24 protein-coding genes are annotated in these 22,094 nt (G+C 65.7%); 11 read left to right on the forward strand and 13 right to left on the reverse strand.

What is annotated here, in order from left to right; genetic code table 11:
* Positions 1-25 precede the first annotated feature (25 nt).
* The 4 genes from AC27VE_RS23280 to AC27VE_RS23295 all read left to right on the forward strand — a co-directional run bounded on the left by AC27VE_RS23280 (position 26) and on the right by AC27VE_RS23295 (position 5,794).
* Positions 26-646 (forward strand): YqaA family protein, encoded by a 621-nt coding sequence (locus AC27VE_RS23280; RefSeq protein WP_488705100.1) that lies wholly within the window; start codon positions 26-28, stop codon positions 644-646.
* A 131-nt stretch (positions 647-777) separates the two neighbouring features.
* Positions 778-4,737, forward strand: coding sequence for a DUF3683 domain-containing protein (locus AC27VE_RS23285; protein WP_488705101.1), 3,960 nt, complete (start codon positions 778-780; stop codon positions 4,735-4,737).
* Between the two features lie 193 nt (positions 4,738-4,930).
* The gene (locus tag AC27VE_RS23290; RefSeq protein WP_488705102.1) at positions 4,931-5,374 is read left to right on the forward strand and encodes an Hsp20/alpha crystallin family protein; all 444 of its coding nucleotides are present in this window, start codon (positions 4,931-4,933) and stop codon (positions 5,372-5,374) included.
* A gap of 30 nt (positions 5,375-5,404) precedes the next feature.
* Complete coding sequence (locus AC27VE_RS23295) at positions 5,405-5,794, forward strand: Hsp20/alpha crystallin family protein (protein ID WP_088588713.1); 390 nt, start codon at positions 5,405-5,407, stop codon at positions 5,792-5,794.
* An 87-nt stretch (positions 5,795-5,881) separates the two neighbouring features.
* Here the strand turns inward: AC27VE_RS23295 and AC27VE_RS23300 are convergent, their stop codons facing one another.
* Positions 5,882-6,850: a Bug family tripartite tricarboxylate transporter substrate binding protein gene (locus AC27VE_RS23300; RefSeq protein WP_315140224.1), complete on the reverse strand. Its 969-nt coding sequence runs from the start codon at positions 6,848-6,850 to the stop codon at positions 5,882-5,884.
* A 165-nt stretch (positions 6,851-7,015) separates the two neighbouring features.
* Positions 7,016-7,735, reverse strand: a complete 720-nt coding sequence (locus AC27VE_RS23305) for a YggS family pyridoxal phosphate-dependent enzyme (protein ID WP_427962240.1) — start codon at positions 7,733-7,735, stop codon at positions 7,016-7,018.
* A gap of 200 nt (positions 7,736-7,935) precedes the next feature.
* On the opposite strand from AC27VE_RS23305, the gene AC27VE_RS23310 reads away from it, so the two are divergent.
* Together AC27VE_RS23310 and AC27VE_RS23315 are read left to right on the forward strand one after the other, a co-directional pair.
* Entirely contained in the window at positions 7,936-9,177 is a 1,242-nt protein-coding gene (locus tag AC27VE_RS23310; protein ID WP_488705103.1) for an aminotransferase-like domain-containing protein, read from the forward strand.
* A gap of 190 nt (positions 9,178-9,367) precedes the next feature.
* A complete protein-coding gene (locus AC27VE_RS23315) occupies positions 9,368-10,384 on the forward strand; it encodes an amino acid ABC transporter substrate-binding protein (protein ID WP_006224702.1) in 1,017 nt (338 codons plus the stop codon).
* 82 nt (positions 10,385-10,466) lie between these two features.
* On the opposite strand, the gene AC27VE_RS23320 is transcribed toward AC27VE_RS23315, so the two are convergent.
* From AC27VE_RS23320 to dprA, 3 genes are all read right to left on the reverse strand, one after another.
* Entirely contained in the window at positions 10,467-10,940 is a 474-nt protein-coding gene (locus tag AC27VE_RS23320) for a hypothetical protein (protein WP_006224701.1), read from the reverse strand.
* On the reverse strand, positions 10,937-11,845 hold the full coding sequence (locus tag AC27VE_RS23325; RefSeq protein ID WP_006224700.1) for a hydroxymethylglutaryl-CoA lyase: 909 nt from the start codon (positions 11,843-11,845) through the stop codon (positions 10,937-10,939). Before AC27VE_RS23325 ends, AC27VE_RS23320 begins: the two co-directional genes overlap by 4 nt.
* A gap of 111 nt (positions 11,846-11,956) precedes the next feature.
* Positions 11,957-13,069, reverse strand: coding sequence for a DNA-processing protein DprA (gene dprA / locus AC27VE_RS23330; RefSeq protein WP_488705104.1), 1,113 nt, complete (start codon positions 13,067-13,069; stop codon positions 11,957-11,959).
* Between the two features lie 226 nt (positions 13,070-13,295).
* Between dprA and def the strand changes: the two genes are divergently transcribed.
* Positions 13,296-13,808 (forward strand): peptide deformylase, encoded by a 513-nt coding sequence (gene def / locus AC27VE_RS23335; protein ID WP_006224698.1) that lies wholly within the window; start codon positions 13,296-13,298, stop codon positions 13,806-13,808.
* Between the two features lie 103 nt (positions 13,809-13,911).
* A complete protein-coding gene (gene fmt, locus AC27VE_RS23340) occupies positions 13,912-14,853 on the forward strand; it encodes a methionyl-tRNA formyltransferase (RefSeq protein ID WP_088588716.1) in 942 nt (313 codons plus the stop codon).
* Positions 14,854-14,857: 4 nt separating this feature from the next.
* Here the strand turns inward: fmt and AC27VE_RS23345 are convergent, their stop codons facing one another.
* The 5 genes from AC27VE_RS23345 to AC27VE_RS23365 are packed head-to-tail and all read right to left on the reverse strand — an operon-like array spanning position 14,858 to position 17,886.
* The gene (locus AC27VE_RS23345; protein WP_488705105.1) at positions 14,858-15,376 is read right to left on the reverse strand and encodes a class IV adenylate cyclase; all 519 of its coding nucleotides are present in this window, start codon (positions 15,374-15,376) and stop codon (positions 14,858-14,860) included.
* Between the two features lie 20 nt (positions 15,377-15,396).
* A complete protein-coding gene (locus AC27VE_RS23350) occupies positions 15,397-16,023 on the reverse strand; it encodes a pyridoxamine 5'-phosphate oxidase family protein (RefSeq protein WP_488705106.1) in 627 nt (208 codons plus the stop codon).
* Positions 16,024-16,038: 15 nt separating this feature from the next.
* Complete coding sequence (locus tag AC27VE_RS23355; protein ID WP_315140204.1) at positions 16,039-16,665, reverse strand: HAD hydrolase-like protein; 627 nt, start codon at positions 16,663-16,665, stop codon at positions 16,039-16,041.
* A 30-nt stretch (positions 16,666-16,695) separates the two neighbouring features.
* The gene (locus AC27VE_RS23360) at positions 16,696-17,262 is read right to left on the reverse strand and encodes a hypothetical protein (RefSeq protein ID WP_488705107.1); all 567 of its coding nucleotides are present in this window, start codon (positions 17,260-17,262) and stop codon (positions 16,696-16,698) included.
* 36 nt (positions 17,263-17,298) lie between these two features.
* Entirely contained in the window at positions 17,299-17,886 is a 588-nt protein-coding gene (locus tag AC27VE_RS23365) for an LOG family protein (protein WP_006224692.1), read from the reverse strand.
* Positions 17,887-18,117: 231 nt separating this feature from the next.
* Between AC27VE_RS23365 and AC27VE_RS23370 the strand changes: the two genes are divergently transcribed.
* Entirely contained in the window at positions 18,118-18,678 is a 561-nt protein-coding gene (locus tag AC27VE_RS23370; RefSeq protein WP_006224691.1) for a ferritin-like domain-containing protein, read from the forward strand.
* A gap of 79 nt (positions 18,679-18,757) precedes the next feature.
* Here the strand turns inward: AC27VE_RS23370 and rimO are convergent, their stop codons facing one another.
* The gene (gene rimO / locus AC27VE_RS23375) at positions 18,758-20,104 is read right to left on the reverse strand and encodes a 30S ribosomal protein S12 methylthiotransferase RimO (RefSeq protein ID WP_280029974.1); all 1,347 of its coding nucleotides are present in this window, start codon (positions 20,102-20,104) and stop codon (positions 18,758-18,760) included.
* A gap of 148 nt (positions 20,105-20,252) precedes the next feature.
* Positions 20,253-20,504, reverse strand: coding sequence for a helix-turn-helix domain-containing protein (locus AC27VE_RS23380; protein WP_006224689.1), 252 nt, complete (start codon positions 20,502-20,504; stop codon positions 20,253-20,255).
* 283 nt (positions 20,505-20,787) lie between these two features.
* Here AC27VE_RS23380 and AC27VE_RS23385 point away from each other — a divergent pair, with 283 nt between their 5' ends.
* Positions 20,788-21,081: a CopG family ribbon-helix-helix protein gene (locus tag AC27VE_RS23385; RefSeq protein ID WP_088588720.1), complete on the forward strand. Its 294-nt coding sequence runs from the start codon at positions 20,788-20,790 to the stop codon at positions 21,079-21,081.
* Positions 21,066-21,362, forward strand: a complete 297-nt coding sequence (locus tag AC27VE_RS23390) for a type II toxin-antitoxin system RelE/ParE family toxin (RefSeq protein ID WP_280029962.1) — start codon at positions 21,066-21,068, stop codon at positions 21,360-21,362. The genes AC27VE_RS23385 and AC27VE_RS23390 overlap by 16 nt, the downstream gene beginning before the upstream one ends.
* A gap of 30 nt (positions 21,363-21,392) precedes the next feature.
* Here the strand turns inward: AC27VE_RS23390 and AC27VE_RS23395 are convergent, their stop codons facing one another.
* The gene (locus AC27VE_RS23395; RefSeq protein ID WP_488705108.1) at positions 21,393-22,025 is read right to left on the reverse strand and encodes a LysE family translocator; all 633 of its coding nucleotides are present in this window, start codon (positions 22,023-22,025) and stop codon (positions 21,393-21,395) included.
* Between the last annotated feature and the right edge of the window lie 69 nt (positions 22,026-22,094).

Here is a 22,094-nt window from a genome sequence, read left to right on the forward strand (position 1 = left end):
TTGCGCGCGGCTACACTCGCTCATCATGGAAGAAAGCCTCTTATCTGCTGTTCACTGGCTCCTGGGGATGCTGGCACTGCCCTCGGTGGGCTTGTCGGCCATCTTCACGGTGTCGCTCGTTTCCGCCACGCTGCTGCCGCTGGGCTCCGAACCCGCGGTGTTCGGCTACATCAAGCTGTCGCCGGACATGTTCTGGCCGGCCGTCCTGGTGGCCACCGCCGGCAATACCGTGGGCGGCGCAATCAGCTACTGGATGGGCCTGGGTGCCGAAAAAGCGGTCGAACGCTGGAAAGAGGCGAAGGCCCCCACGCCGCACCCGCAAAGCGGGCTTGCTGCCCCCCAAGGGGGCGTTCTCCCCTTGGGGCGGCCCGGCGGGGAGAATCATCCCCACCCGCACCCCGACGCCACCGAAGGCGGCCGCATGCGCGGGCGGTGGAACGAGCGCGCGCACGACTGGATCCACCGGATGGGTCCGCCGGCGCTGCTGCTGTCCTGGTTGCCCGCAGTCGGCGACCCGCTGTGCGCGGTAGCCGGTTGGCTGCGCTTGCCCTTCTGGCCATGCGTCGTCTATATGGCGATCGGAAAATTCCTGCGCTATCTGGTCATGACCGCCGGCCTGCTGTGGTTCTTTCCCGGCCAACTCTGACACTGACACCACACTTAAATGGGGACGGATAATCGCCGTTTCCTGCTGCTTTTGGCCGGCTTCCTAGGGGTATTTGGGGTCAAGTCCGCCCGATGGCATAAAATAATTTTTTATGGGCCCCTCTTGCCGCCATGAACGCCCCACTCGCTAGCCACATCTTGAACGGGGCGATGCCGCCCGCAGCACCCGCGCGATTGCGCGAAATTCCCTACAACTACACGTCGTTTTCCGACCGCGAGATTGTCGGCCGGTTGCTGGGCGAAGACGCCTGGAGCCTGCTCGGCGACCTGCGCGGAGAACGCCGTACCGGCCGCTCCGCCCGGATGCTGTACGAAGTGCTCGGCGACATCTGGGTCGTGCGCCGCAACCCGTACCTGCAGGACGACCTGCTGGACAATCCCAAGCGCCGCAAGCAGCTCATCGACGCCTTGCATCACCGCTTGGGCGAGATCGATCGCCGCCGCGAGCCGGGCTCCCCCACCGAGGAAGGCCACGATCCGCATCGCGACGAAAAAGTCGTCGGCCTGCTGGGCCGCGCCCGGTCCGCCATTGCCGCGTTCGAAGGCGAGTTCGACCAGACCGCCATGATGCGCAAGCAGGCGCAGAAGGTGCTGGGCCGCATTACGGCGCGCGACAACATCAAGTTCGACGGCCTGTCGCGCGTATCCCACGTGACCGACGCCACCGACTGGCGCGTGGAGTACCCCTTCGTGGTGCTGACGCCGGACTCCGAAGACGAGATCGCCGCGCTGGTCACCGCCTGTATCGAGCTGGGCCTGACCATCGTTCCGCGCGGGGGCGGCACCGGCTATACGGGCGGCGCCATCCCGCTGACGTGGAAGTCGGCCGTCATCAATACCGAAAAATTCGACAAGCTGGGTAAGGTCGAGTCCTGTATTTTGCCCGGGCTCACGGAGCCCGTGGCCGTCATCCATGCCGGCGCCGGCGTGGTGACCAAGCGGGTGTCCGAAGCGGCCGAGGCCGCCGGCTTCGTGTTCGCCGTGGACCCGACCTCGGCCGAAGCGTCGTGCGTGGGCGGCAACATCGCCATGAACGCGGGCGGCAAGAAGGCCGTGCTGTGGGGCACCGCGCTGGATAACCTGGCCTGGTGGCGCATGGTCGATCCGGACGGCAACTGGCTGGAAGTCACCCGCCTGGAACACAACATGGGCAAGATCCATGATGTGGAGATGGCCCGCTTCGAACTCAAGTGGTTCGACGGCAAGGGCAAGCCCGGCGAGCGCCTGCTCAAGACCGAAACGCTGGAAATCAAAGGCCGCGTGTTCCGCAAGGAAGGGCTGGGCAAGGACGTCACGGACAAGTTCCTGGCCGGCCTGCCGGGCATCCAGAAGGAAGGCTGCGATGGCCTGATCACGTCCGCGCGCTGGGTGCTGCACCGCATGCCGCGTCACACGCGCACGGTCTGTATGGAATTCTTCGGGCAGGCGCGCGACGCCATCCCGTCGATCGTCGAGGTCAAGGGTTACCTGGACGGCGAAGGCCGTGCCCGCGGCGCCATCCTGGCCGGCCTGGAGCATCTGGACGAACGCTACCTGCGTGCGGTGGGCTACGCCACCAAGAGCAAGCGGGGCGTGCTGCCCAAGATGGTCCTGATCGGCGATATCGTGGGCGACGACGATGACGCGGTGGCCGCTGCCGCCAGCGAAGTCGTGCGCCTGGCCAACACGCGCCACGGTGAAGGCTTTGTGGCCGTCAGCCCCGAGGCGCGCAAGAAGTTCTGGCTGGACCGCTCGCGCACCGCCGCGATCGCGCGCCACACCAACGCCTTCAAGATCAACGAAGACGTCGTGATTCCGCTGCCGCGCATGGGCGAATACACGGATCACATCGAACGCATCAACATCGAACTCTCCACCAGCAACAAGTTGAAGCTGCTGGGCGCGCTGGACGCGTACCTGTGCACACCGCTGCCGGTGGGGAAGGCGGACGACGCCGACATCGACGGCACCCGCGCCGAAGTGCTGGCCGAGCGCACGCGTCAGGCGCTGGAACTGCTGGGCGCCACGCGCCAGCGCTGGCAATGGCTGCTGGACAACCTGGACCTGCCGCTGGCCCAGGCGCTGCCGGAACTGCAGGCGCTGGGGCTGGGCGACGTGCATGCCGCGCTCTCCGAGCGCCTGGCCGCGCAACCCGGCGCCCGCGTGTTCGACATCGTGCAGGACCGCACGATCCGCGTGTCCTGGAAGGTGGAAGTGCTGCCCGGGCTGCAGCGCGCGTTTTCGGGCGCGGCCTACAAGAAGATCGTCGATGAGCTGGTCGCCATCCATGGCCGCGTGCTGAAAAGCCGCGTGTTCGTGGCGCTGCACATGCATGCCGGCGACGGCAACGTGCACACCAACATCCCGGTCAACTCGGACGACTACGAGATGCTGCGCGAGGCCCATCAGGCCGTCGACCGCATCATGCAGATTGCCCGCGACCTGGATGGCGTGATCTCGGGCGAACACGGCATCGGCCTGACCAAGTACGAATTCCTGACCGAAGCCGAACTGGCGCCGTTCCAGGACTACAAGCGCCGCGTCGACCCCAACGGCCACTTCAACGCCGGCAAGCTGATGCCGGGCGCTGACTTGCGCCATGCCTGGACGCCCAGCTTCAACCTGATGGGCCACGAGTCGCTGATCATGCAGCAAAGCGACATCGGCGCCATCTCGGATTCCATCAAGGACTGCCTGCGCTGCGGCAAGTGCAAGCCCGTGTGCGCCACCCACGTGCCGCGTGCGAACCTGCTGTATTCGCCGCGCAACAAGATCTTGGCCACGTCGCTGCTGGTGGAAGCCTTCTTGTACGAAGAGCAGACCCGTCGCGGCGTCAGCCTGAAGCACTGGGAAGAATTCGAAGACGTGGCCGACCACTGCACCGTCTGCCACAAGTGCTACAACCCCTGTCCGGTCGACATCGATTTCGGCGACGTGTCGATGAACATGCGCGCCGTGCTGCGCCGCATGGGACGCAAGTCGTTCAACCCGGGCACGGCCAGCGCCATGTTCTTCCTGAACGCCAAGGACCCGGCCACCATCAACGCCACCCGCAAGGCGATGGTGGGCGTGGGCTACAAGGTCCAGCGCGCCGCGCACGACCTGTTTTCGGGCCTGGTGAAGAAGCAGACGGCCAAGCCGCCCGCCACCGTGGGCAAGCCGCCGCTGCGCGAGCAGATCGTGCACTTCGTGAACAAGAAGATGCCGGGCGGGCTGCCCAAGCAGGCCGCGCGCAAGCTGCTGGACATCGAAGACGCGAACTACGTGCCGATCATCCGGGACCCCAAGGGCACCACCGCCGATACGGAAGCGGTGTTCTACTTCCCGGGTTGCGGCTCCGAGCGCCTGTTCTCGCAGGTCGGCCTGGCTACGCAGGCCATGCTGTGGCATGCGGGCGTGCAGACCGTGCTGCCGCCGGGCTACCTGTGCTGCGGCTATCCCCAGCGCGGCAACGGCATGACGGACAAGGCCGAACAGATCATCACCGACAACCGGGTGCTGTTCCATCGCGTCGCCAACACGCTGAACTACCTGGACATCAAGACGGTGGTGGTCAGCTGCGGCACCTGTTACGACCAGCTGTCGGGCTATGAATTCGACAAGATCTTCCCCGGCTGCCGCCTGATCGATATCCACGAGTACCTGCTTGAAAAGGGCATCAAGCTGGAAGGCGCCAAGGGCGTGCGCTACATGTATCACGACCCTTGCCACACGCCGATGAAGCTGCAGGAGCCCATGAAGACGGTGCGCGCCCTGGTGGGCGACGACGCCATCAAGAGCGACCGCTGCTGCGGCGAATCGGGCACTCTGGCGGTGAGCCGGCCGGACATCTCCACGCAGGTGCGTTTCCGCAAGCAGGAAGAGCTGCTCAAGGGAGATGCCGCGCTGCGCAGCGACGGCTTTGCCGGCGACGTGAAGGTGCTGACCTCGTGCCCGTCGTGCCTGCAAGGCCTGTCGCGCTATGAAGGCGACACCGGCATGGACGCAGACTACATCGTGGTCGAGATGGCGCGCCACATCCTGGGCGAAGGCTGGATGGAAGAATACGTGAAGCGCGCCAACGCGGGCGGCATCGAGCGCGTTCTGGTGTAGGCGTCACGCCGCTTTCACACCCCCTGCGCCACGCGGTGGCGCAGGGCGGACGATCCCTTTTTTCCCCATTTCGCCGACTCTTGAAGTCGGCGAAATTGCTCCCATCATTGGTCCTGAGGCGATCAGACCTGCGGTCGCACTAGCCGCGATTGCGTCGTGTCCTGATCTGTCCCTTTCCACTCGGGAGACCAACATGAGCAACTTTCCATTCAGCGATAGCGGCTTCGCGTCGGCCTTCGACGCCATTCAGGAACATATGGGGCGCGTCTTGCGCAGCGCCGGCGTGCCGGCGGCCTTGCGCGCCACCCCGCAAGCCTTGTTCCCCCCGGTGAATGTCGGGGTGTCTGGCGACTCGGTCGAAGTGGTCGCCTTTGTGCCAGGCATGCAGCCTGACGACCTGAACGTCACGCTCGAAAAGCGTGTGTTGACCATCAGCGGCGAACGAACCCCGCCGGCATTGCCGGAGAACGCCCGCTATTACGCGCGAGAACGGGCAGTCGGCCGGTATACGCGGGTGATCGAGCTGCCTGCCGACGTGGATCCAGACCAGGTGCAGGCGCGCTACACGGACGGCTGCCTGGCCATCTCGATCAAGCGCAAGGAGTCGTCCAAGCCGCGGGTCGTACCCGTGCAGTAAGTTCCGCCAACCGCATAAGGAGTACCGATCATGAATGAACGTAAAGATCTCACCGTGACCGCGGACGACTCGGCCAAGCGCGAAGACAGGGCAGTCACCGTGCCCGCCGTGGACGTCTATGAAGACCCGCAAGCCATCACGCTGGTGGCGGACCTGCCCGGCGTGTCCAAAGAACGGCTGCACATCAACGTGGAGTCTGACGTGCTGGTGATCGAAGGCGAGGCATCTGTTGCGACGCCGGGAGATCTGCAACTGGTGTTGGGCGAACTGCGCGCGCCTGTGTTCCGGCGCGCGTTCCGGCTTGGCCAGGAGTTCGACCGGGCGCAGATCAACGCCAGTCTGAAGCAGGGCGTCCTGACGCTTCGCATTCCGCGTGCGCGCGAGGCGCAGGCCCGGCGCATCCCCGTCACGGCGGACTGACGCCGGCGTCTCGCCGGCAGGCACAAAAAAAGCCGCGGCCCCAAAGGGCTGCGGCTTTTTTCCTAGGCCGGTCGGGCAGCGGCGCGATCACTCCAGCTTGATGTTCGCCTTCTTGATCACGTCGGCCCAGGCGCTGCGTTCCTGCTCGGCATAGGCCTTGAAATCCTGCGCCGACATCGGCATCGGGATCACGCCCATGTCCAGCATCTTCTGCGACACGGCCGGGGTCTTGAGCGTGGCGTCCAGGTCGGCCGACAGCTTCTTGACCACCGCTTCCGGCACGCCGGCGGGGCCCACCAGGCCCTGCCAGGCGTAGGCCGTGAAGTTGGCCACGCCTTGCTCGGCCATCGTCGGGGTGTCGGGCAGCACCGATACGCGCTCGGGCGTGGCGGCTGCCAGGACGCGCAGCTTGCCGGCCTTCACGTTGGGCAGGCCCGAGGCCAGGTCGATGAACATCACGTCCACCTGTCCGCCCAGCAGGTCCTGGATGGCGGGGGCGGCGCCCTTGTAGGGCACGTGCAGCAGGTTGGCGCCCGTGCGCTGCTTGAAGAGTTCCAGCGCCAGGTGGTGGGGCGAGCCCGCGCCGGCGGAGGCTGCCGTCAGCTTGCCGGGTTCCTTCTTGGCGGCGGCCAGCACGTCGTCGACCGTCTTGTAGGGCGAGTTGACGTTCACGGCGAGCAGCAGCGGGAACTTGGCGATGCCGCCGATGTAGGTGAACTTGGCCGGGTCGTAAGACAGCTTGGCGTACAGCGACGAGTTGAACGCCAGCGTGCCGGAATCGGCCGTGCCGATCATGTAGCCGGTGGGTTCGGATTGCGCGATGGCGGTGGCGCCGATGATGGTGGCGGCGCCGGGGCGGTTTTCGACCACGATGGTTTGGCCCAGGGGCTTTTCCAGGCCGCTGGCAACCGTGCGGGCGACGACGTCGGTGCCGCCGCCGGCCGGGTAGGGCACGATCCAGCGGATGGGCTGCGTGGGCCAGGATTGCGCGGAAGCGGTGGCGGCGGCCAGCGACAGGGCGGCCAGCGCCACTAGGCGCCGTGCGGGGTTCTGCATGGGGTGTCTCCTCGTGCGGGGTCTGTATTGAGCGCGACGTCGGCGGCGTCGTGTCTTGCGCCGTCGGTCTGCGTCGCTATTTTTGCGACGCTATTATGCCTCGCGCGCCCGCCCGAATGGGGACCTTGTGCCCCCCGGTTTTCCCGCAGTGCACCACGCCGCCGGCTACTGCGGATCGGGGTAGGTGCGCGCGCCGAAGATGGCCGTGCCGATGCGCACTTCGGTGGAGCCTTCTTCGATCGCCAGTTCGAAGTCGCCGCTCATGCCCATCGACAGGCGGTCCAGCGAGATCCCGGCGATGTCCTCGTCCCGCAAGCGGTCGCGCAGCTGGCGCAGGGCGGAAAAGCACGCGCGCACCGCCTCGGGATCGGGGGAATTCACGGCCAGCGTCATCAATCCTTTCACCTTCAAGGTGGGGAATTCGGTGGCGATGCGGCGCAGGAAGGCAGGCACGTCTTCGGCGGCCATGCCGAATTTGCTGGGTTCGGTCGAGGTTTTCACCTGCACCAGCACGTCCAGCGTCCGGCCTTCGTTCAGCAGCCGGCGGTGCAGGGCTTCGGCCAGGTCGGGGCGGTCCAGCGACTGGACTTCGGTCGCGTCGCGGGCGGCGTCCTTCGATTTATTGGTCTGCAGGTGCCCGATCAGCACCCATTCCAGGCCTTGGCCCGCCAGCGCCGCGGCCTTCTGGCGGATCTCTTGCGTCTTGTTTTCGCCGAACCGGTTCAGGCCCAGCGCCATGGCTTCGCGGATCGCGTCCACATCGAAGGTCTTGCTGACAGGCAGCAGGACGACGCTGCCGGGCGCGCGTCCGGCGCGCGCGCACGCGTCGGCGATGCGTTGCTGAATCTGGGCAAGGCGCCCGGCCATGGTGTCTTCGACGGTCATGCAGCTCTCTTGCTGGAACAGGATGTCCCATAGTGTAGGACTCTTGCAGGATCGTTTCGCCACACTGGCCGCTTTCGCCGTTGACCCTGCGTAATCGCCAGGCTTAGAATTTACCGAGATTTGTTTATATTTCAATGTTCTATGCCCTCCCGGCGCCGCCCCTCGGGCGACACGGTCTCCCACCTTTCCAGTCCCCCGCCATGTCCAGCGCTGCGCCAGAATACGCCTTTGCCACGCCTTTCCTGAATCCCCCCGCATCCCCCATCCGATCGCTCATGCCCTACGCCATGCGGCCGGGCACGATTTCGCTTGCGGGCGGCTACCCCGCGCAAGAGCTGTTCGATGTGGAGGGCCTGTCGATCGCGTCGACGCAGGTCCTGGCCCGCCTGGGTGCCTGCCTGCAATATTCCAACATCGACGGCCAGGTCAGCCTGCGCCACGAACTGGCGCGCCTGTCCGCCGCGCGCGGCCTGCAGTGCAACGCCGACACGGAACTGATGGTGACGGGCGGATCGCAGCAGGCGCTGGCGCTGCTGACCCGCGTGATGCTGCAACCCGGCGACCATGCCATCATCGAGTCGCCCGCGTTCCCGAATTCCGTCCAGGCGCTGCGCTATACGGGCGCCACGGTGCATACGGTGCCCTCCGGCCCCGACGGCATCGATGTGGACGCGCTGGATGAACTGGCGGCCCGCATCAAACCCAAGATGGTCTGCGTGGTCGCGTCGTTCTCGAATCCTTGCGGCGCCACGCTGACGCGCCAGCGCCGCCTGCGCCTGCTTGAGTTGGCGGTCAAGCACCGTTTCCTGATCGTGGAAGACGACCCGTACAGCGAACTGCGTTTTGCCGGCGAAGCGGTGCCGCCCATCGCGGCCCTCGCCGAAGGCGAAGCCCGCCACTGGGCGGTGTACCTGGCCAGCATGTCCAAGACCATGGCGCCCGCGCTGCGCATCGGCTGGCTGGTCGCGCCGCCCGAGATCCGCCGCCGCTGTGTTGGCGCGAAGGCGGCCGACGACATGGCCTCGTCCGCATGGATCCAGGAAACGGTGGCGCAGTACCTGGCCAACGGCCGCTATGAAGAGCACGTGCCGCGCATCCGCGCCGCCTACGGCCTGCGCTGCGACGCGATGGCCGAGTCCCTGGCCCGCGAGCTCAACGGCCGCATCAGCTTCAGCAAGCCCGAAGGCGGTATGTTCTTCTGGGCGCGTCTGACGGGTGAGGTGGACGCCACGCGCCTGTTGCCGTACGCCATCGAGCACGAAGTGGTCTACGTGCCGGGCAAGGCCTTCTACGCCAATGCCGACCAGGCCGATCTCTTCGCCATGCGCATGTCGTTTGCCACCATGAACGAAAGCCAGATCGCCCAGGGCATGGTCCGGCTGGGCCGCGCGCTGGAAGCTTGCGAAGCCAACGAACCCGTCTCGATCTCGCTGGCGGCGTGATCGTGGCTTGACCGCGGCCAAGCCCGGCCGCGCAAGCCTTGGTTATGCTGGGAACCTGTCCGCCGGCGCCCGCATCCGGGTGTGGGCGGATATACCTAAATAAGCGCTTGTTATTTGGCGCGGGCGCTTCATGTCTATAAGCTTCTCGCCTCGGCGCGTCCCCGCGCCCGGCATAACAGGAATCCAGGTCATGAACATTGCAAAAGGGTTGGTGGGCGCGGCGCTCTTGATGGCGGCGGCGCAAGGCGCGCAGGCGGCAACACTGGACGTCGTGCGCCAGCGCGGCGCGGTGGCGTGCGGCACGACCACGGGCTTCGCGGGCTTCTCGGCGCCCGATGCGCAAGGCAAATGGCAAGGGCTGGACGTGGATCTCTGCCGCGCCATCGCCGCGGCGGTCTTTGGCGATGCCGACAAGATCAAGGTCGTGCCGCTGAATTCGCAGCAACGCTTCACTGCGCTGCAATCCGGCGAAGTGGACGTGCTGACGCGCAACACCACCGTGACGCAGCAGCGCGACACCGCGCTGGGCATCATCCACGCCGGCATCAACTTCTACGACGGCCAGGGTTTCCTGGTGCCGAAGTCGCTGGGCGTGAAGAGCGCCAAAGAGATCAACGGCGCCACGATCTGCCTGCAGACCGGCACGTCCAACGAGAACACGCTGGCCGACTGGGCGCGCGCCAACAACGTGACGTACAAGCCGGTGGTGATCGAGACGTTCAACGAAGTGGTCAACGCGTTCGCCGCGGGCCGCTGCGACGTCTTTTCCACGGACGCATCGGGCCTGGCTTCCATCCGCATCTCGAAACTGCAGAATCCCGACGACTACGTCGTGCTGCCCGAGATCATCTCGAAAGAGCCGCTGGGCCCCTTCGTGCGCCAGGGTGACGACACGTGGCTGAACATCGTGCGCTGGTCGCTGTCGGCGATGATCGAAGCGGAAGAATACGGCGTGACGTCCAAGAACGTGGACGAACAGGCCAAGAGCGCCAACCCCAACATCAAGCGCATCCTGGGCGTCACGCCCGGCGGCGGCGCCAACCTGGGGCTGGACGAAAAGTGGGCCTACAACATCGTCAAGCAGGTGGGCAACTACGGCGAGAGCTTCGAGCGCAACGTGGGCCAAGGCAGCCCGCTGAAGATCAAGCGCGGCCTGAATGCGCAATGGACGCAGGGCGGTTTGATGTACGCGTTGCCGATCCGTTGAATACAAGGCACGGCCAATATCGGTAGGATGGTGAAGCGCGCGGATTCGTCGGCAAGGATCGCCGCCGATCGCGCGCAACCCATCATCCCCGCCGGTACACCTGCGCGATCTTCACGAAGGCGCTGCGCAATTCGCGTGTGCCGCCCTGAAGGATCACGGGCCGTCCCCGGTGGGTGAACACCACCAGCCGTTTCGAGAACAGCATGGGCACGAAACGCGCGTAGCGCACGTCTTCCCACGCGACTTCGCGGCGCGTGAACCAGGTCTGGCGCAGGCCGCGGTCATCGATGGTGGTGATCGACGTCTGCATGTGCCAGGACACGAACAGCAGCCCCACGAAGCACAGCACCACCACCACCGCCAGCACGGTATCGAACGGCTGCGCGGGCGCGCGGATGGCGGTCGTCACCACCTGCACGCCCAGCACCGCCAGGATCACCCAGGCCAGGATGCGTACCCAGTCGGGCCATGCCTGGCCCGACAGCGGCAGCGGGCCGATCTCGCGCAGGAGCGCGGCCCGGTCTTGCTCGGCGGGGGCGGTGTCAGGCGAGGTCATGCGGCCCGTTTGGCGGCGATTGCGTTGCCGGCACGGCTGGAACCCTTGCGGTTCAGGTGGGCCGACATCCATTGGCCGATATCGACCACGGCGTCGAAGTCCACGCCGGTGTCGATGTCCAGCCCGCGCAGCATGTACAGCACGTCTTCGGTGGCGACGTTGCCGGTGGCGCCCTTGGCGTAGGGGCAGCCGCCCAGGCCGGCGACCGAGGTGTGGAAGATGGAAATGCCGGTTTCCAGCGCGGCCAGGATGTTGGCCAGCGCCTGGCCGTAGGTGTCGTGGAAGTGGCCGGACACGCGAGCCGGGTCGACCACGCGCGTCACCGCCGCCATTACGTCGCGCACGCGTTGCGGCGTGCCCACGCCGATGGTGTCGGCCACGTCGATCTCATCGACCTGCATCGCCAGGTAGCGTTGCGCCACGTCCACCACCGATTCCACGGGAACGTCGCCCTGGTACGGGCACCCCAGCGCGCAGCTGATGCTGCCGCGCACGCGGATGCCGGCTTCGCGCGCGGCTTGCACCACCGGTTCGAAGCGGGCGATGGATTCGGCGATGGAACAGTTGATGTTCTTTTGCGAGAACGCTTCGCTGGCGGCGCCGAAAATCACGATCTCGTCCGCGCCGGCGGCCAGTGCGCCTTCAAAGCCCTTCATGTTCGGCGTCAGCACCGAATAGATCGTGCCGGGACGGCGTTCGATGCGTGCCATCACGTCTGCGCCGTCGGCCATCTGCGGCACCCACTTGGGCGACACGAACGAGGCGGCTTCCACATTGGGGAAGCCCGCCGCGGCCAGGCGGTTGACCAGTTCCACCTTGATGTCGGTGGGCACGAATTCCTTTTCATTCTGCAGACCGTCGCGAGGCGACACCTCGACGATCTTCACGCGGGAGGGCAAAGCCATGTCTCTTCCTGGTTCGGTATTGGGTGACGCAGCGCGCAAGGCTGCGGCGCTTGCGCCAATATTAGCGCCATCGCGCGGCACTTCGCTTGCACGGGGCGGGGGAATGCGGCCCTACTTCAGGCGCTGATAACGGCCGTCGTCCAGACGGGCGAGGCGGCCCTGCAATTCCAGTTCCACCAGCTGCGCTTGCAGGTCGCCGGTGTCGAGCGTCAAGCGCGCCTGCAGGGTATCGAGATGCAGCGGGTCGAAGCCCAGCGCCTCGAGCACGGGGTGGGCGGGCAGCGACGCTTCGGGCCGGGGGGCGCCGCGCACGCCGGGCATCGGGCCGCCGCCCAGCTCGTCGGTAATGTCGGCGGCCGTCTCCACCAGCTTGGCGCCTTGGCGAATCAACGCATGGCAGCCGCGCGACAGCGGCGAATGGATGGAACCGGGGATGGCGAACACCTCGCGTCCGCTTTCGCCCGCCAGCCGCGCCGTGATGAGCGACCCGCTTTGCTTGGCGGCTTCCACCACCAGCACGCCGCGCGCCAGTCCGGCCACGATGCGGTTGCGTTTGGGGAAGTGCGGGGGCAGGGCGCCCGTGCCCAGCGGAAACTCGGAAACCAGCGCGCCCTGCGCGGCGATGCGGTGCGCCAGATCGCGGTGGCGGGCGGGGTAGATGCGGTCGATGCCGGTGCCCATGACCGCCACCGTGCCCGCCCCGTCCGGGCCGGCGTCCAGCGCGCCTTCATGCGCCGCCGCATCGATGCCCAGCGCCAGTCCGCTGACGACGCGCCAGCCGTGCGTGGCCAGATGGCGGGCGAAGGCGCGGGCGTTTTCCTGGCCCCCGGGCGTGGCGTTGCGGGCGCCCACGACGGCCAGCGATGGGCCTTGCAGATAGGCCGGGTCGCCCGCCACATACAGCAGGATGGGCGGGTCGGCGATGGTCAGCAGGCTTTGCGGATAAGTCGGGTCGGCCAGCGTCAGGATGTGCCGGCCGGGGGCGCTGACCCATTCCAGCGCGCTGTCCACCTGGGCCGCCATGTCCTCAGGCATGGGCGCGGCCAACTGGCGCGCCAGCGCTTCGGGAACCTGGCGGACCAGCGCCGTGGCGCGCTGCGCGTAGATCTGTTCGGGCAGGCCGAGCGCGCCCAGCAGCATGCAGGCGGTGGCGGAACCGATGTTGGGTTCCAGGGACAGCCGCAGCCAGGCGGACAGTTCGGCGGAAGAATGCGTAAGCGGCATGGGGCAAGCGCGTGAAGCGTCGACGGGTGCGTGAGTGTCGCATGCGGGGCAGGCGACGCCGGGCGAGCGGGACAATACGCTCACACCATGCCCCCCGACGAGCGTCGCAATAAGTGGGGACGCAGCAATGCTCGCAATGCTCGACTTAGCCGAAAACTATTAGAAATCAAGACTCTAATGAATTAAACTCTTAGGTAAGCATTCAATCACTGGCGACACCCCTGCAATGGCTTTACTTCCTATCCTTCGCTACCCGGACCCGCGCTTGCACAAAAAGGCAAAGCCGGTAGCCGAAGTCGACGACCGCATCCGTCAACTGGTGCGCGACATGGCCGAGACCATGTATGACGCGCCGGGCGTCGGCTTGGCCGCGACCCAGGTGGACGTGCACGAGCGCGTCGTCGTGATCGACGTGTCCGAAGACAGCAATCAGCTGCTGACCTTGATCAACCCCGAGATCACCTGGCGCAGCGACGACCACAAGATCTACGAAGAAGGCTGTCTGTCCGTGCCCGGCGTCTACGACGAGGTCGAACGCGCCTCGCGTATCCGCTGCAAGGCGCTGGACATCGACGGCAAGCCTTTTGAATTCGAAGCCGACGGCCTGCTGGCCGTGTGCGTGCAGCACGAACTCGACCACCTGGAAGGCAAGGTCTTCGTCGAATACCTGTCCAACCTGAAGCAGAACCGCATCAAGACCAAGCTGAAGAAGGCCGAGCGCGAAGCGCTGCGCGACTGACGGGAATTCCCTCGTCCTACCCGCCGAGGGGCGGCTCCGGCGGACCGGCAAAGCCGGATCCGCGGCGCCCCGGAATCCACTTTCATTCTTAGTTCTTCATCTCATGCGCCTAGTCTTTGCCGGCACGCCGGAATTCGCCCGTATCGCCTTCGACGCCTTGCGGGCCGCGGGCCACGACATCGCGCTCGTCATGACGCAGCCCGACCGTCCTGCCGGGCGCGGGCTGAAGCTCACGCCCAGTCCGGTCAAGCAGGCCGCGCTGGACGCGGGCATTCCCGTCGCCCAGCCGCGCAGCCTGCGCCTGGACGGCCGCTATCCCGATGAAGCCGCCGAGGCTCGTGCGCTGCTGGAGCAAGTCGCGCCCGACGTCATGGTGGTGGCGGCCTACGGCCTGATCCTGCCGCAATGGGTGCTGGACCTGCCGCGCCTGGGTTGCCTGAATATCCACGCCAGCCTGTTGCCGCGCTGGCGCGGCGCCGCGCCCATCCAGCGCGCGATCGAAGCCGGCGATGCGCAGACCGGCGTGACCATCATGCAGATGGACGAGGGCCTGGACACGGGCGACATGCTGCTGGAACGCGTGGTGCCCATCACGGGCGACACCAACGCGGCGCAATTGCACGACGCGCTGGCGCTGGCTGGCGGCGAAGCCATCGTCCAGGCATTGAATGCGCTGGACCAAGGCGGACTTTCGCCCACCAAGCAGCCGGAAGCCGGCGTGACCTACGCGGCCAAGCTGGACAAGGCCGAAGCCGCCCTGGATTGCACCCAGCCGGCCGAACTGCTGGAACGCCGCGTGCGCGCATTCAACCCGGTGCCCGGCGCCAGCATCCGCCTGCCCGGCTTGCCCGATCCGGTGAAGGTCTGGCGCGCGCAGGCACTGGCGACGCCCACCACGGCGGAACCCGGCCGCGTGCTGCGCGCCGATGCGTCAGGCATCGATATCGCCACGGGCAACGGCGTGCTGCGGCTGCTTGAATTGCAGAAAGCCGGCGGCAAGCGCCAGCCGGTGGACGTGTTCGTGCGCGGCTGGCAGCCGGACTAAGGCTTTACGGCTGGCGGCCGGCCAGCAAGTCCAGGTAGGCGCCCGACAGCAACTGGGTGGGCGCCACGCCCAGCCCGTCCATCAGGGTGCGGGCTTCTTCCATGCCGGCCGCGGCGCTTTCGCCGTCGCGCAGCACCACTTCCAATTCCAGGAATTCCCCCAGGCCTTCCACCCGGTCCAGATGGATGCGGGTGCGTCCGGCTATGAACACCGTCCGCTGCTTCTTCACGCGGCCGATCGCGCCGTAAGCGTGCGTGAGGGCTTCCCGCAAGGTGTCAGGCGAATCGGTTGGCGAGATGACGTAGAAGCTTTCCTTCGGGCCTGTATCGTCGGCGCGCTGGTAGAAGATCAGTTCGCCCGTGCCGTCGGCGAATGCGCGCAGCTTCAGCCGCCCATGCGTGCAGGTGAAGAAGGTGTCGTCCTGGGCGATGGAGACGGGCTCCTGCCCGGACAGCGCGGCGGCCAGGGGCTCGATGGCCGCCAGGCTGTCGACTTGCGCCTTGATTTCCACGTTGCGGGCCATGGGGCGTCCTTCGGTGTGGATCAATACAGCGTGCTGGCCGCGCGCGCAGGTTGTTCGCGGTCGTAGGTGGCGCCGTCGAAGGTACCGGCGGTGAGGTCGGACAGGATGCGGCCGACGCTGGGCAGCGCGCTGCGCGGCACCTGCGTCTCCGGGTCCCACAGGCGTGAGCGCAGCAGGGCGCGCGAGCATTGGAAGTAGACCGTCTGCACGTCGACGATCAGCACGGAGCGCGGCAGCTTGCCGTCCACTTCGAAGCGCGCCAGCAGGGCGGGTTCCACGCTGATGCGCGCCGTGCCGTTCACGCGCAGGGTCTCGCCCACACCCGGCACCAGGAACAGCAGCGCCACGCGGGGATCGGCCAGGATGTTCAGCAGGCTGTCGATGCGGTTGTTGCCGCGGCGGTCGGGCAGCAGCAGCGTCTTTTCGTCTTCGACCACGACGAAGCCGGCGGGGTCGCCGCGCGGCGAGGCATCCAGCCGGCCGGGGCCCGACGTGGCCAGCACCGCGAACGGCGCGGCTTCGATGAAGGCGCGATAGTGCGGATGCACGTGATCCACCTCCTTCTTCAGCGAGGCTTCGCCGGGCGAGCCATACAGCGCCTGCAAGGCGGCGGCGTCAGTGACAAGGTGGGCGGGATCGGTGTGCATGGCGGAGGTCCGGGTTCAGGCCAGGATGGCGGGCAGGTCGTCGACGGCCAGGAAGATCGCGTCGGGGCCGCGTTCGCGCAGGGCATCTACATGGTTATAACCCCAGGCGACCGAACCCACTTGCACGCCTGCTTTACGGGCGGCGTCGATGTCGCGCATTTCGTCGCCCACCAGCAGGAAGCGTTCGGGGGCAACTTCGTGCCGGCGCATCAGGCGGTCGATCTTGGCGGCCTTGCCGAACAGGTCGGTGCCGCATTCGTAGTCGTCGAACAAGGCGCTAGCGTCCGGGCCCAACACGCGCTGCACGTTTTCAATGGAGTTCGAACTGATCACCGCCAGACGCAGCCCGGCGGCCTTCAGGCGCGCCAGCACGTCGGGGATGCCGTCGAACAGATGCACACTGGGATCGATGTCCTGCATCAGCGTGCGCACGTGCGACATGATCGCCGGCAGCTTCCACAGCGGGATGCCCAGGTACTTCAGGATTTCGGAGGCCTCGCGGTGGCGCAGGTTTTCGCGTTCCGACAAGTCGATTTTGCGAAAGCCGTACTTGTCGGCCACGGTGTTCAGGATGGAATTGAACCAGGGCATGGTGTCCGCCAGGGTTCCGTCAAAATCAAAAGCTGCGATGTCGTATTTCAAGTAAGGATCCATTAGCCGGCTGAGACGGGGCTACAAGCCGTTGGGGTGAAGCAGATAGTGCACGACCGGTGCCAGCGCTTCAAGCGGCGGGGCGCTGGCCACGACGCGTGCGGCGTTCGTCCACGGGTAGTCCAGCGCCAGCAGCCAGCCGAAGACGGCGGCCATGTCGCCCGGGGGCAGCGTCACCATGGTTTCGATCGTGATGGTCAGGTCGGTGGCGCGGTAGGGTTCGGACTGGAATTTCCAGTCGTACCGGCCACAGCCCACGCGCACGTTGCCCGTGGCCTTTTCGGTCATGGCCACGATCCAGTCGCATTGGTAATCGGGCAGGCGGGCGCCCGACTCCGGCCGCGACAGGTAGAACGTGTAGACGTTGTCGTAGGTCTGGCCGAACTTGCGCACCAGCGTATCGGCGATCGCGGCCAGACCATGCGATTCAGGCGGGAAGGCGATGGCCTGCGTGCGCAGGGCCATCTTCAGCACGGCGTCGTCGGCGAACGCGCGCGCCATGTAGTGCGGGCGGTTCTCGTCCTTGGCGTGGAAATAGTCGCGCAACACGGACTCGGTGGAGGAAGGGGACAACGAATCGAGGATCATTGCGTAGGCTTCCGTTGAGGGCATGAGAGGGCGGTTTTACGCCTTGATGGGGTCGAACCACTTCGAGACATTGGGCGCTTCGTAGATCGCGTAGCGGTCCAGCAGGACGGCGGGGTCTTCTTCCACGACCAGCATGTCGCGGTGCTGGGGGCGGATAAACGCTTCGTCGACGGCATGGTCCACGAACTGCACCAGCGCATCGTAGTATCCCGCGATGTTCAGCAGGCCGCAGGGCTTCTGATGCATGTTCAGCTGCGCCCACGTCCAGACTTCGAAGAATTCCTCCAGCGTGCCGGCGCCGCCCGGCAGCGCGATGAATCCGTCGGCCTTCTGGATCATCATGGCCTTGCGCTCGTGCATATTCTGCACCAGATGGAGTTCGGTCAGGCCCAGGTGCGCCTGTTCCTTCTTTTGCAGCATCTCGGGAATCACGCCGATCACGCGGCCGCCGCCGGCCAGCACCTCATTGGCGATGACGCCCATGATGCCGACGACCGATCCGCCATACACCAGGCCCAGGTCCCGTTTGACCAATTCGCGGGCCAGCACGCGGGCCTGCTCGATGTAGTCCGGGCGGGTGCCGGGGTTCGAGCCGCAATACACGCAAATGTTCTTCAGAGTCATAAAAGGTCGGAGATTGCCTGTCCCGTTACAGATTGCGTCACGGGCATTTCGGGAAGCCGATAGTTTACGCAAGGTTTGCGCAGGGTTCCCGTGGCCCGTGCGGCATGGCTAATCGGGGGCAGGAGCAATGTTTGGACACAGCAAGATTGCCCATGATCGGTAGACTGAGTTGTTCGGTACGACTGGAAATCCAGCGTCGTAGTGCATTCACTAACCCGAGGAGCTAACGATATGGAACAAGCAACCCAAAACACCCAGAAGGCAAACCGTCCTTTCGACATGGACGTGAAGGCCATCCGTGCCAAGGCGCGCCAGGATATTGAATCGGGGGCTGTCACCGATAGCTACCGCGCGGACCGGCAGACGGTGCTGAAGCTGCTGAATGAAGCGTTGGCCACCGAGATCGTCTGTGTGCTGCGCTATAAGCGCCACTTCTTCATGGCCCGCGGCTTGAATGCGGAGCCGGTGGCAGCGGAGTTCGCCGAACACGCCATGCAGGAACAAGAGCACGCGGACCGCCTGGCCGAGCGCATCGTGCAACTGGGCGGCGAACCGAACCTGTCGCCCAAGGGCCTCCTGGAGCGCAGCCATTCGGAATACGTGGAAGGCGCCACGCTTGAAGAGATGATCAAGGAAAACCTGATCGCCGAGCGCATCGCCATCGACAGCTACCGGCAGATGATCGATTACCTGGGCGAACAGGACTCCACCACGCGCCGCATGCTGGAAGAGATCCTGGCGGTGGAAGAGGAACACGCCGACGACATGTCGGACCTTCTGGTCAAGCCGTAAGCAAGACGGCATAAAAAAACCCGGCCTCGCGAGGCCGGGTTTTCTCGTTGCAGTGGCGCCCAGCGCCTAGCTGCATCGATCAGATCGCGTCGCCCCAGAGGTCATACTCGTCCGAATCGGTGACGCGCACGCGCACCATGTCGCCCGCCTTCAGGGGCTTGTCCGAGCTGACGTAGACACAGCCGTCGATTTCCGGCGCGTCGGCGCTGCTGCGGCCCACGGCGCCGTCTTCGTCCACTTCGTCGATCAGCACGTCGATCTCGCGGCCGACCTTGCGGGCCAGGCGCGCGGTCGAGATCCCCTGCTGCAATTCCATGAAGCGTTCCCAGCGGTCCTGCTTCACGTCGTCCGGCACGGGGTTGTCCAGCAGGTTCGCGGGCGCGCCTTCCACCGGCGAATACTGGAAGCAGCCCACGCGGTCCAGCTGCGCTTCCTGCATCCAGTCCAGCAGGTACTGGAAATCTTCCTCGGTTTCGCCGGGGAAGCCGACGATGAAGGTCGAACGGATGGTCAGGTCGGGGCAGATCTCGCGCCAACGCTTGATGCGGGCCAGGGTCTTGTCTTCGAAGGCCGGACGCTTCATGGCCTTCAGGATGCGCGGGCTGGCATGCTGGAACGGGATGTCCAGGTACGGCAGGATCTTGCCTTCCGCCATCAGCGGGATCACTTCGTCCACGTGCGGGTACGGGTACACGTAGTGCAGGCGCGTCCAGACGCCCATTTCGGACAAGGCCAGACAGAGCTCGGTCATGCGGGTCTTGACCGGGCGGCCGTTCCAGAAACCGCTGCGGAACTTCACGTCCACGCCATAGGCGCTGGTGTCTTGCGAGATCACCAGCATTTCCTTCACGCCGGCCTTGACCAGGCGCTCGGCCTCGCTCAGCACATCGCCTACCGGACGGCTGACCAGGTCGCCGCGCATCGACGGGATGATGCAGAAGCTGCAGCGGTGATTGCAGCCTTCGGAAATCTTCAGGTAGGCGTAGTGGCGCGGCGTGAGCTTGACGCCTTGCGGCGGCACCAGGTCCAGGTAGGGATTGTGGTCTTGCTTGGGCGGGGCGGCGTCGTGCACGGCGCGCACCACTTCTTCATATTGCTGGGGACCGGTCACCGACAGCACGCTGGGGTGCACCTTGCGGATCACCGCTTCCTCAACGCCCATACAGCCGGTGACGATGACCTTGCCGTTCTCGGCCAGCGCTTCGCCGATGGCTTCCAGCGATTCCGCCTTGGCGCTGTCGATGAATCCACAGGTGTTGACGACGACGACGTCCGCATCGTTGTATTCGGGCGTGACTTCGTATCCTTCGGTGCGCAATTGGGTCAGGATGCGTTCGGAGTCCACCAGGGCTTTCGGACAGCCCAGCGACACGAAGCCCACACGCGGCGCGCGACCCGGATTAGCGTCCTGGGCGGCTGCCGTGATGGCCTCCAGCGTCGAGTTGCTGCCATTGCTGGCGGAAGTGCCGGCGCCTTTGCCGGGCCGGGATTGCTCAAGAATTTCCAATCTGGTTCACCGTAGGTTCGCGCACCGGCTCATGCGGTGCGGCGGGGTATTCGTCAAATGTTCGGGTTCAGGCGGGTTTGCCTGGTTGGCGGGGCGGCAGGTCGCGCAGCGTTTCCGGGTGGAGGATGGCCACTTGCAGCAGGGTCTGCGCAGCGCCGGACGGATTACGCCGGCCCTGCTCCCAATCCTGCAAGGTGCGCACGCTGACGCCCAGCAATTCCGCGAAATCCGCTTGCGGCAAACCAACGCGGCTGCGCGCTTCGCTGATATGCGACGCCTGCCACCGGGCGGGAAGCGCCGGCGGTGCTACTTTCTTCATGACTCGTTCAATTTACGGGCAGCGCGACCGCTCACCATCGCCTGGGTTCATGCGATGCGCGGGGCAGCCACTGCGGGGAAGCGGGGAATTATACGGCAATGCCGTAGGGGACGATAGAGAAAGGGCTCCGCGGTGTGGCGTAGGCTGGACGCTGTCCATGGGACGTCTTTGCAACGCCGGGGGCGTTAATACGGGAAATGGTCCGGTACTGGTGCGTCCCTTATTAAGGGTGGTATGGGTATGATAAGGTAATACTTAACAATACCTTCTTCTGGAGACTGCCATGCCCGCCGTCGCCGCTCGCCCTGTTGCAGTCAAGATCAACGATGACATCAAGACACGATTGAAACGCTTGGCGGAGTCGCGTCATCGCACTGCCCATTGGCTGATGCGCGAGGCGATCACGCAGTACGTCGAACGCGAAGAAAAGCGCGACGCCTTTCGGCAAGACACGCTCGAGGCCTGGAAGGAATATCGCAGCACGGGCCTGCACGCCACGGCGCAAGAGGTGGATGCATGGCTGGCCAGTTGGGGCGCTGATGAAGAACTGCCCGCTCCGCCGTGTCGCAAGCCGTAGTCAGATACGCGCCAAACGCCATCCGCGATTTGGAACGTTTGCGCGAGTTCCTGCGGCCCGTGAATCCTGCTGCAGCGAGACGCGCCGGTGAAACCATCATCCAGGCCATGCGTGTGCTTGGCCTGCAACCGCAGATCGGCCGGCCTATCGAAGATATGCCAGACGCATTCCGCGAGTGGGTGATTGATTTCGGAGACAGCGGCTATGTCGCGCGTTATCGAATCGATCCGGGCGCCGTCACCATTCTTGCCTTTCGCCACCAAAAAGAGCTCGGCTATTGAAAGCCTGGGCGCCCTGATCCCTTTTGCCCTTTACGGCGCCCCGCGTCGGTATAGCGCCAGCGTTCCCGCCAGGCCGATCATCAGGCTGCCGCAGACGCGGTTCAGCCAGCTCAGGCCCGATCCCTGGAAGGCGCGCACCAGTTGGGCGCCCAGCGTGGCGTAGACCAGCATGGTCAGGATATTGATGGTGGCCAGCACGCAGGCGACGATGGCGTACTGGGTCAGCAGCGGCGCTTGCGGGTCGATGAATTGGGGCAGGAACGCCGACATGAACAGCAGCGCCTTGGGATTGGTCAGCGCCACCATGAAGCTGCGTAACCCCAGCGTCAGGCCCGCGGGCCGGTCCGCGGCGGATGCGGCCGACGGCAGGACCAGCGCCGCGTCCGAGCGCAGCATCTTCCAGCCCAGGTAGGCCAGATAGGCCGCGCCCACCCACTTGATAAGTTGGAAAGCGACTTCGGAGGCCGCCAGCACCACGCCCAGGCCGGACGCCACGCAGCCCACCAGGATCAGGTCGGCCAGCACCGCGCCGGCCATGCCCCAGCCTGCGGCGCGCACGCCGTGGCGCGAGCCGTTGTTCAGGGCCAGCAGGGTCGTCGGGCCGGGTGTCACGATGGCGACGGCCGAAGCCAGGATGAACAGCAGCAGCGTGGCAGTAGTCATAAGAAAAGCGCTCCCAGGGAGAGGCCAGTTTGACGCGCACGCCGCCATTCGTCCAGGTCCGGCTACCAT

This window comes from Achromobacter sp. 18P8.1.1 (assembly GCF_057799415.1).

Bases quoted from the DNA above. Each gene is read 5' to 3' on its own strand.
- AC27VE_RS23280 (WP_488705100.1), top strand. From the start codon at position 26: ATGGAAGAAAGCCTCTTATCTGCTGTTCACTGGCTCCTGGGGATGCTG.
- AC27VE_RS23285 (WP_488705101.1), top strand. From the start codon at position 778: ATGAACGCCCCACTCGCTAGCCACATCTTGAACGGGGCGATGCCGCCC.
- AC27VE_RS23290 (WP_488705102.1), top strand. From the start codon at position 4,931: ATGAGCAACTTTCCATTCAGCGATAGCGGCTTCGCGTCGGCCTTCGAC.
- AC27VE_RS23295 (WP_088588713.1), top strand. From the start codon at position 5,405: ATGAATGAACGTAAAGATCTCACCGTGACCGCGGACGACTCGGCCAAG.
- AC27VE_RS23300 (WP_315140224.1), bottom strand. From the start codon at position 6,850: ATGCAGAACCCCGCACGGCGCCTAGTGGCGCTGGCCGCCCTGTCGCTG.
- AC27VE_RS23305 (WP_427962240.1), bottom strand. From the start codon at position 7,735: ATGACCGTCGAAGACACCATGGCCGGGCGCCTTGCCCAGATTCAGCAA.
- AC27VE_RS23310 (WP_488705103.1), top strand. From the start codon at position 7,936: ATGTCCAGCGCTGCGCCAGAATACGCCTTTGCCACGCCTTTCCTGAAT.
- AC27VE_RS23315 (WP_006224702.1), top strand. From the start codon at position 9,368: ATGAACATTGCAAAAGGGTTGGTGGGCGCGGCGCTCTTGATGGCGGCG.
- AC27VE_RS23320 (WP_006224701.1), bottom strand. From the start codon at position 10,940: ATGACCTCGCCTGACACCGCCCCCGCCGAGCAAGACCGGGCCGCGCTC.
- AC27VE_RS23325 (WP_006224700.1), bottom strand. From the start codon at position 11,845: ATGGCTTTGCCCTCCCGCGTGAAGATCGTCGAGGTGTCGCCTCGCGAC.
- dprA (WP_488705104.1), bottom strand. From the start codon at position 13,069: ATGCCGCTTACGCATTCTTCCGCCGAACTGTCCGCCTGGCTGCGGCTG.
- def (WP_006224698.1), top strand. From the start codon at position 13,296: ATGGCTTTACTTCCTATCCTTCGCTACCCGGACCCGCGCTTGCACAAA.
- fmt (WP_088588716.1), top strand. From the start codon at position 13,912: ATGCGCCTAGTCTTTGCCGGCACGCCGGAATTCGCCCGTATCGCCTTC.
- AC27VE_RS23345 (WP_488705105.1), bottom strand. From the start codon at position 15,376: ATGGCCCGCAACGTGGAAATCAAGGCGCAAGTCGACAGCCTGGCGGCC.
- AC27VE_RS23350 (WP_488705106.1), bottom strand. From the start codon at position 16,023: ATGCACACCGATCCCGCCCACCTTGTCACTGACGCCGCCGCCTTGCAG.
- AC27VE_RS23360 (WP_488705107.1), bottom strand. From the start codon at position 17,262: ATGATCCTCGATTCGTTGTCCCCTTCCTCCACCGAGTCCGTGTTGCGC.
- AC27VE_RS23365 (WP_006224692.1), bottom strand. From the start codon at position 17,886: ATGACTCTGAAGAACATTTGCGTGTATTGCGGCTCGAACCCCGGCACC.
- AC27VE_RS23370 (WP_006224691.1), top strand. From the start codon at position 18,118: ATGGAACAAGCAACCCAAAACACCCAGAAGGCAAACCGTCCTTTCGAC.
- AC27VE_RS23380 (WP_006224689.1), bottom strand. From the start codon at position 20,504: ATGAAGAAAGTAGCACCGCCGGCGCTTCCCGCCCGGTGGCAGGCGTCG.
- AC27VE_RS23385 (WP_088588720.1), top strand. From the start codon at position 20,788: ATGCCCGCCGTCGCCGCTCGCCCTGTTGCAGTCAAGATCAACGATGAC.
- AC27VE_RS23395 (WP_488705108.1), bottom strand. From the start codon at position 22,025: ATGACTACTGCCACGCTGCTGCTGTTCATCCTGGCTTCGGCCGTCGCC.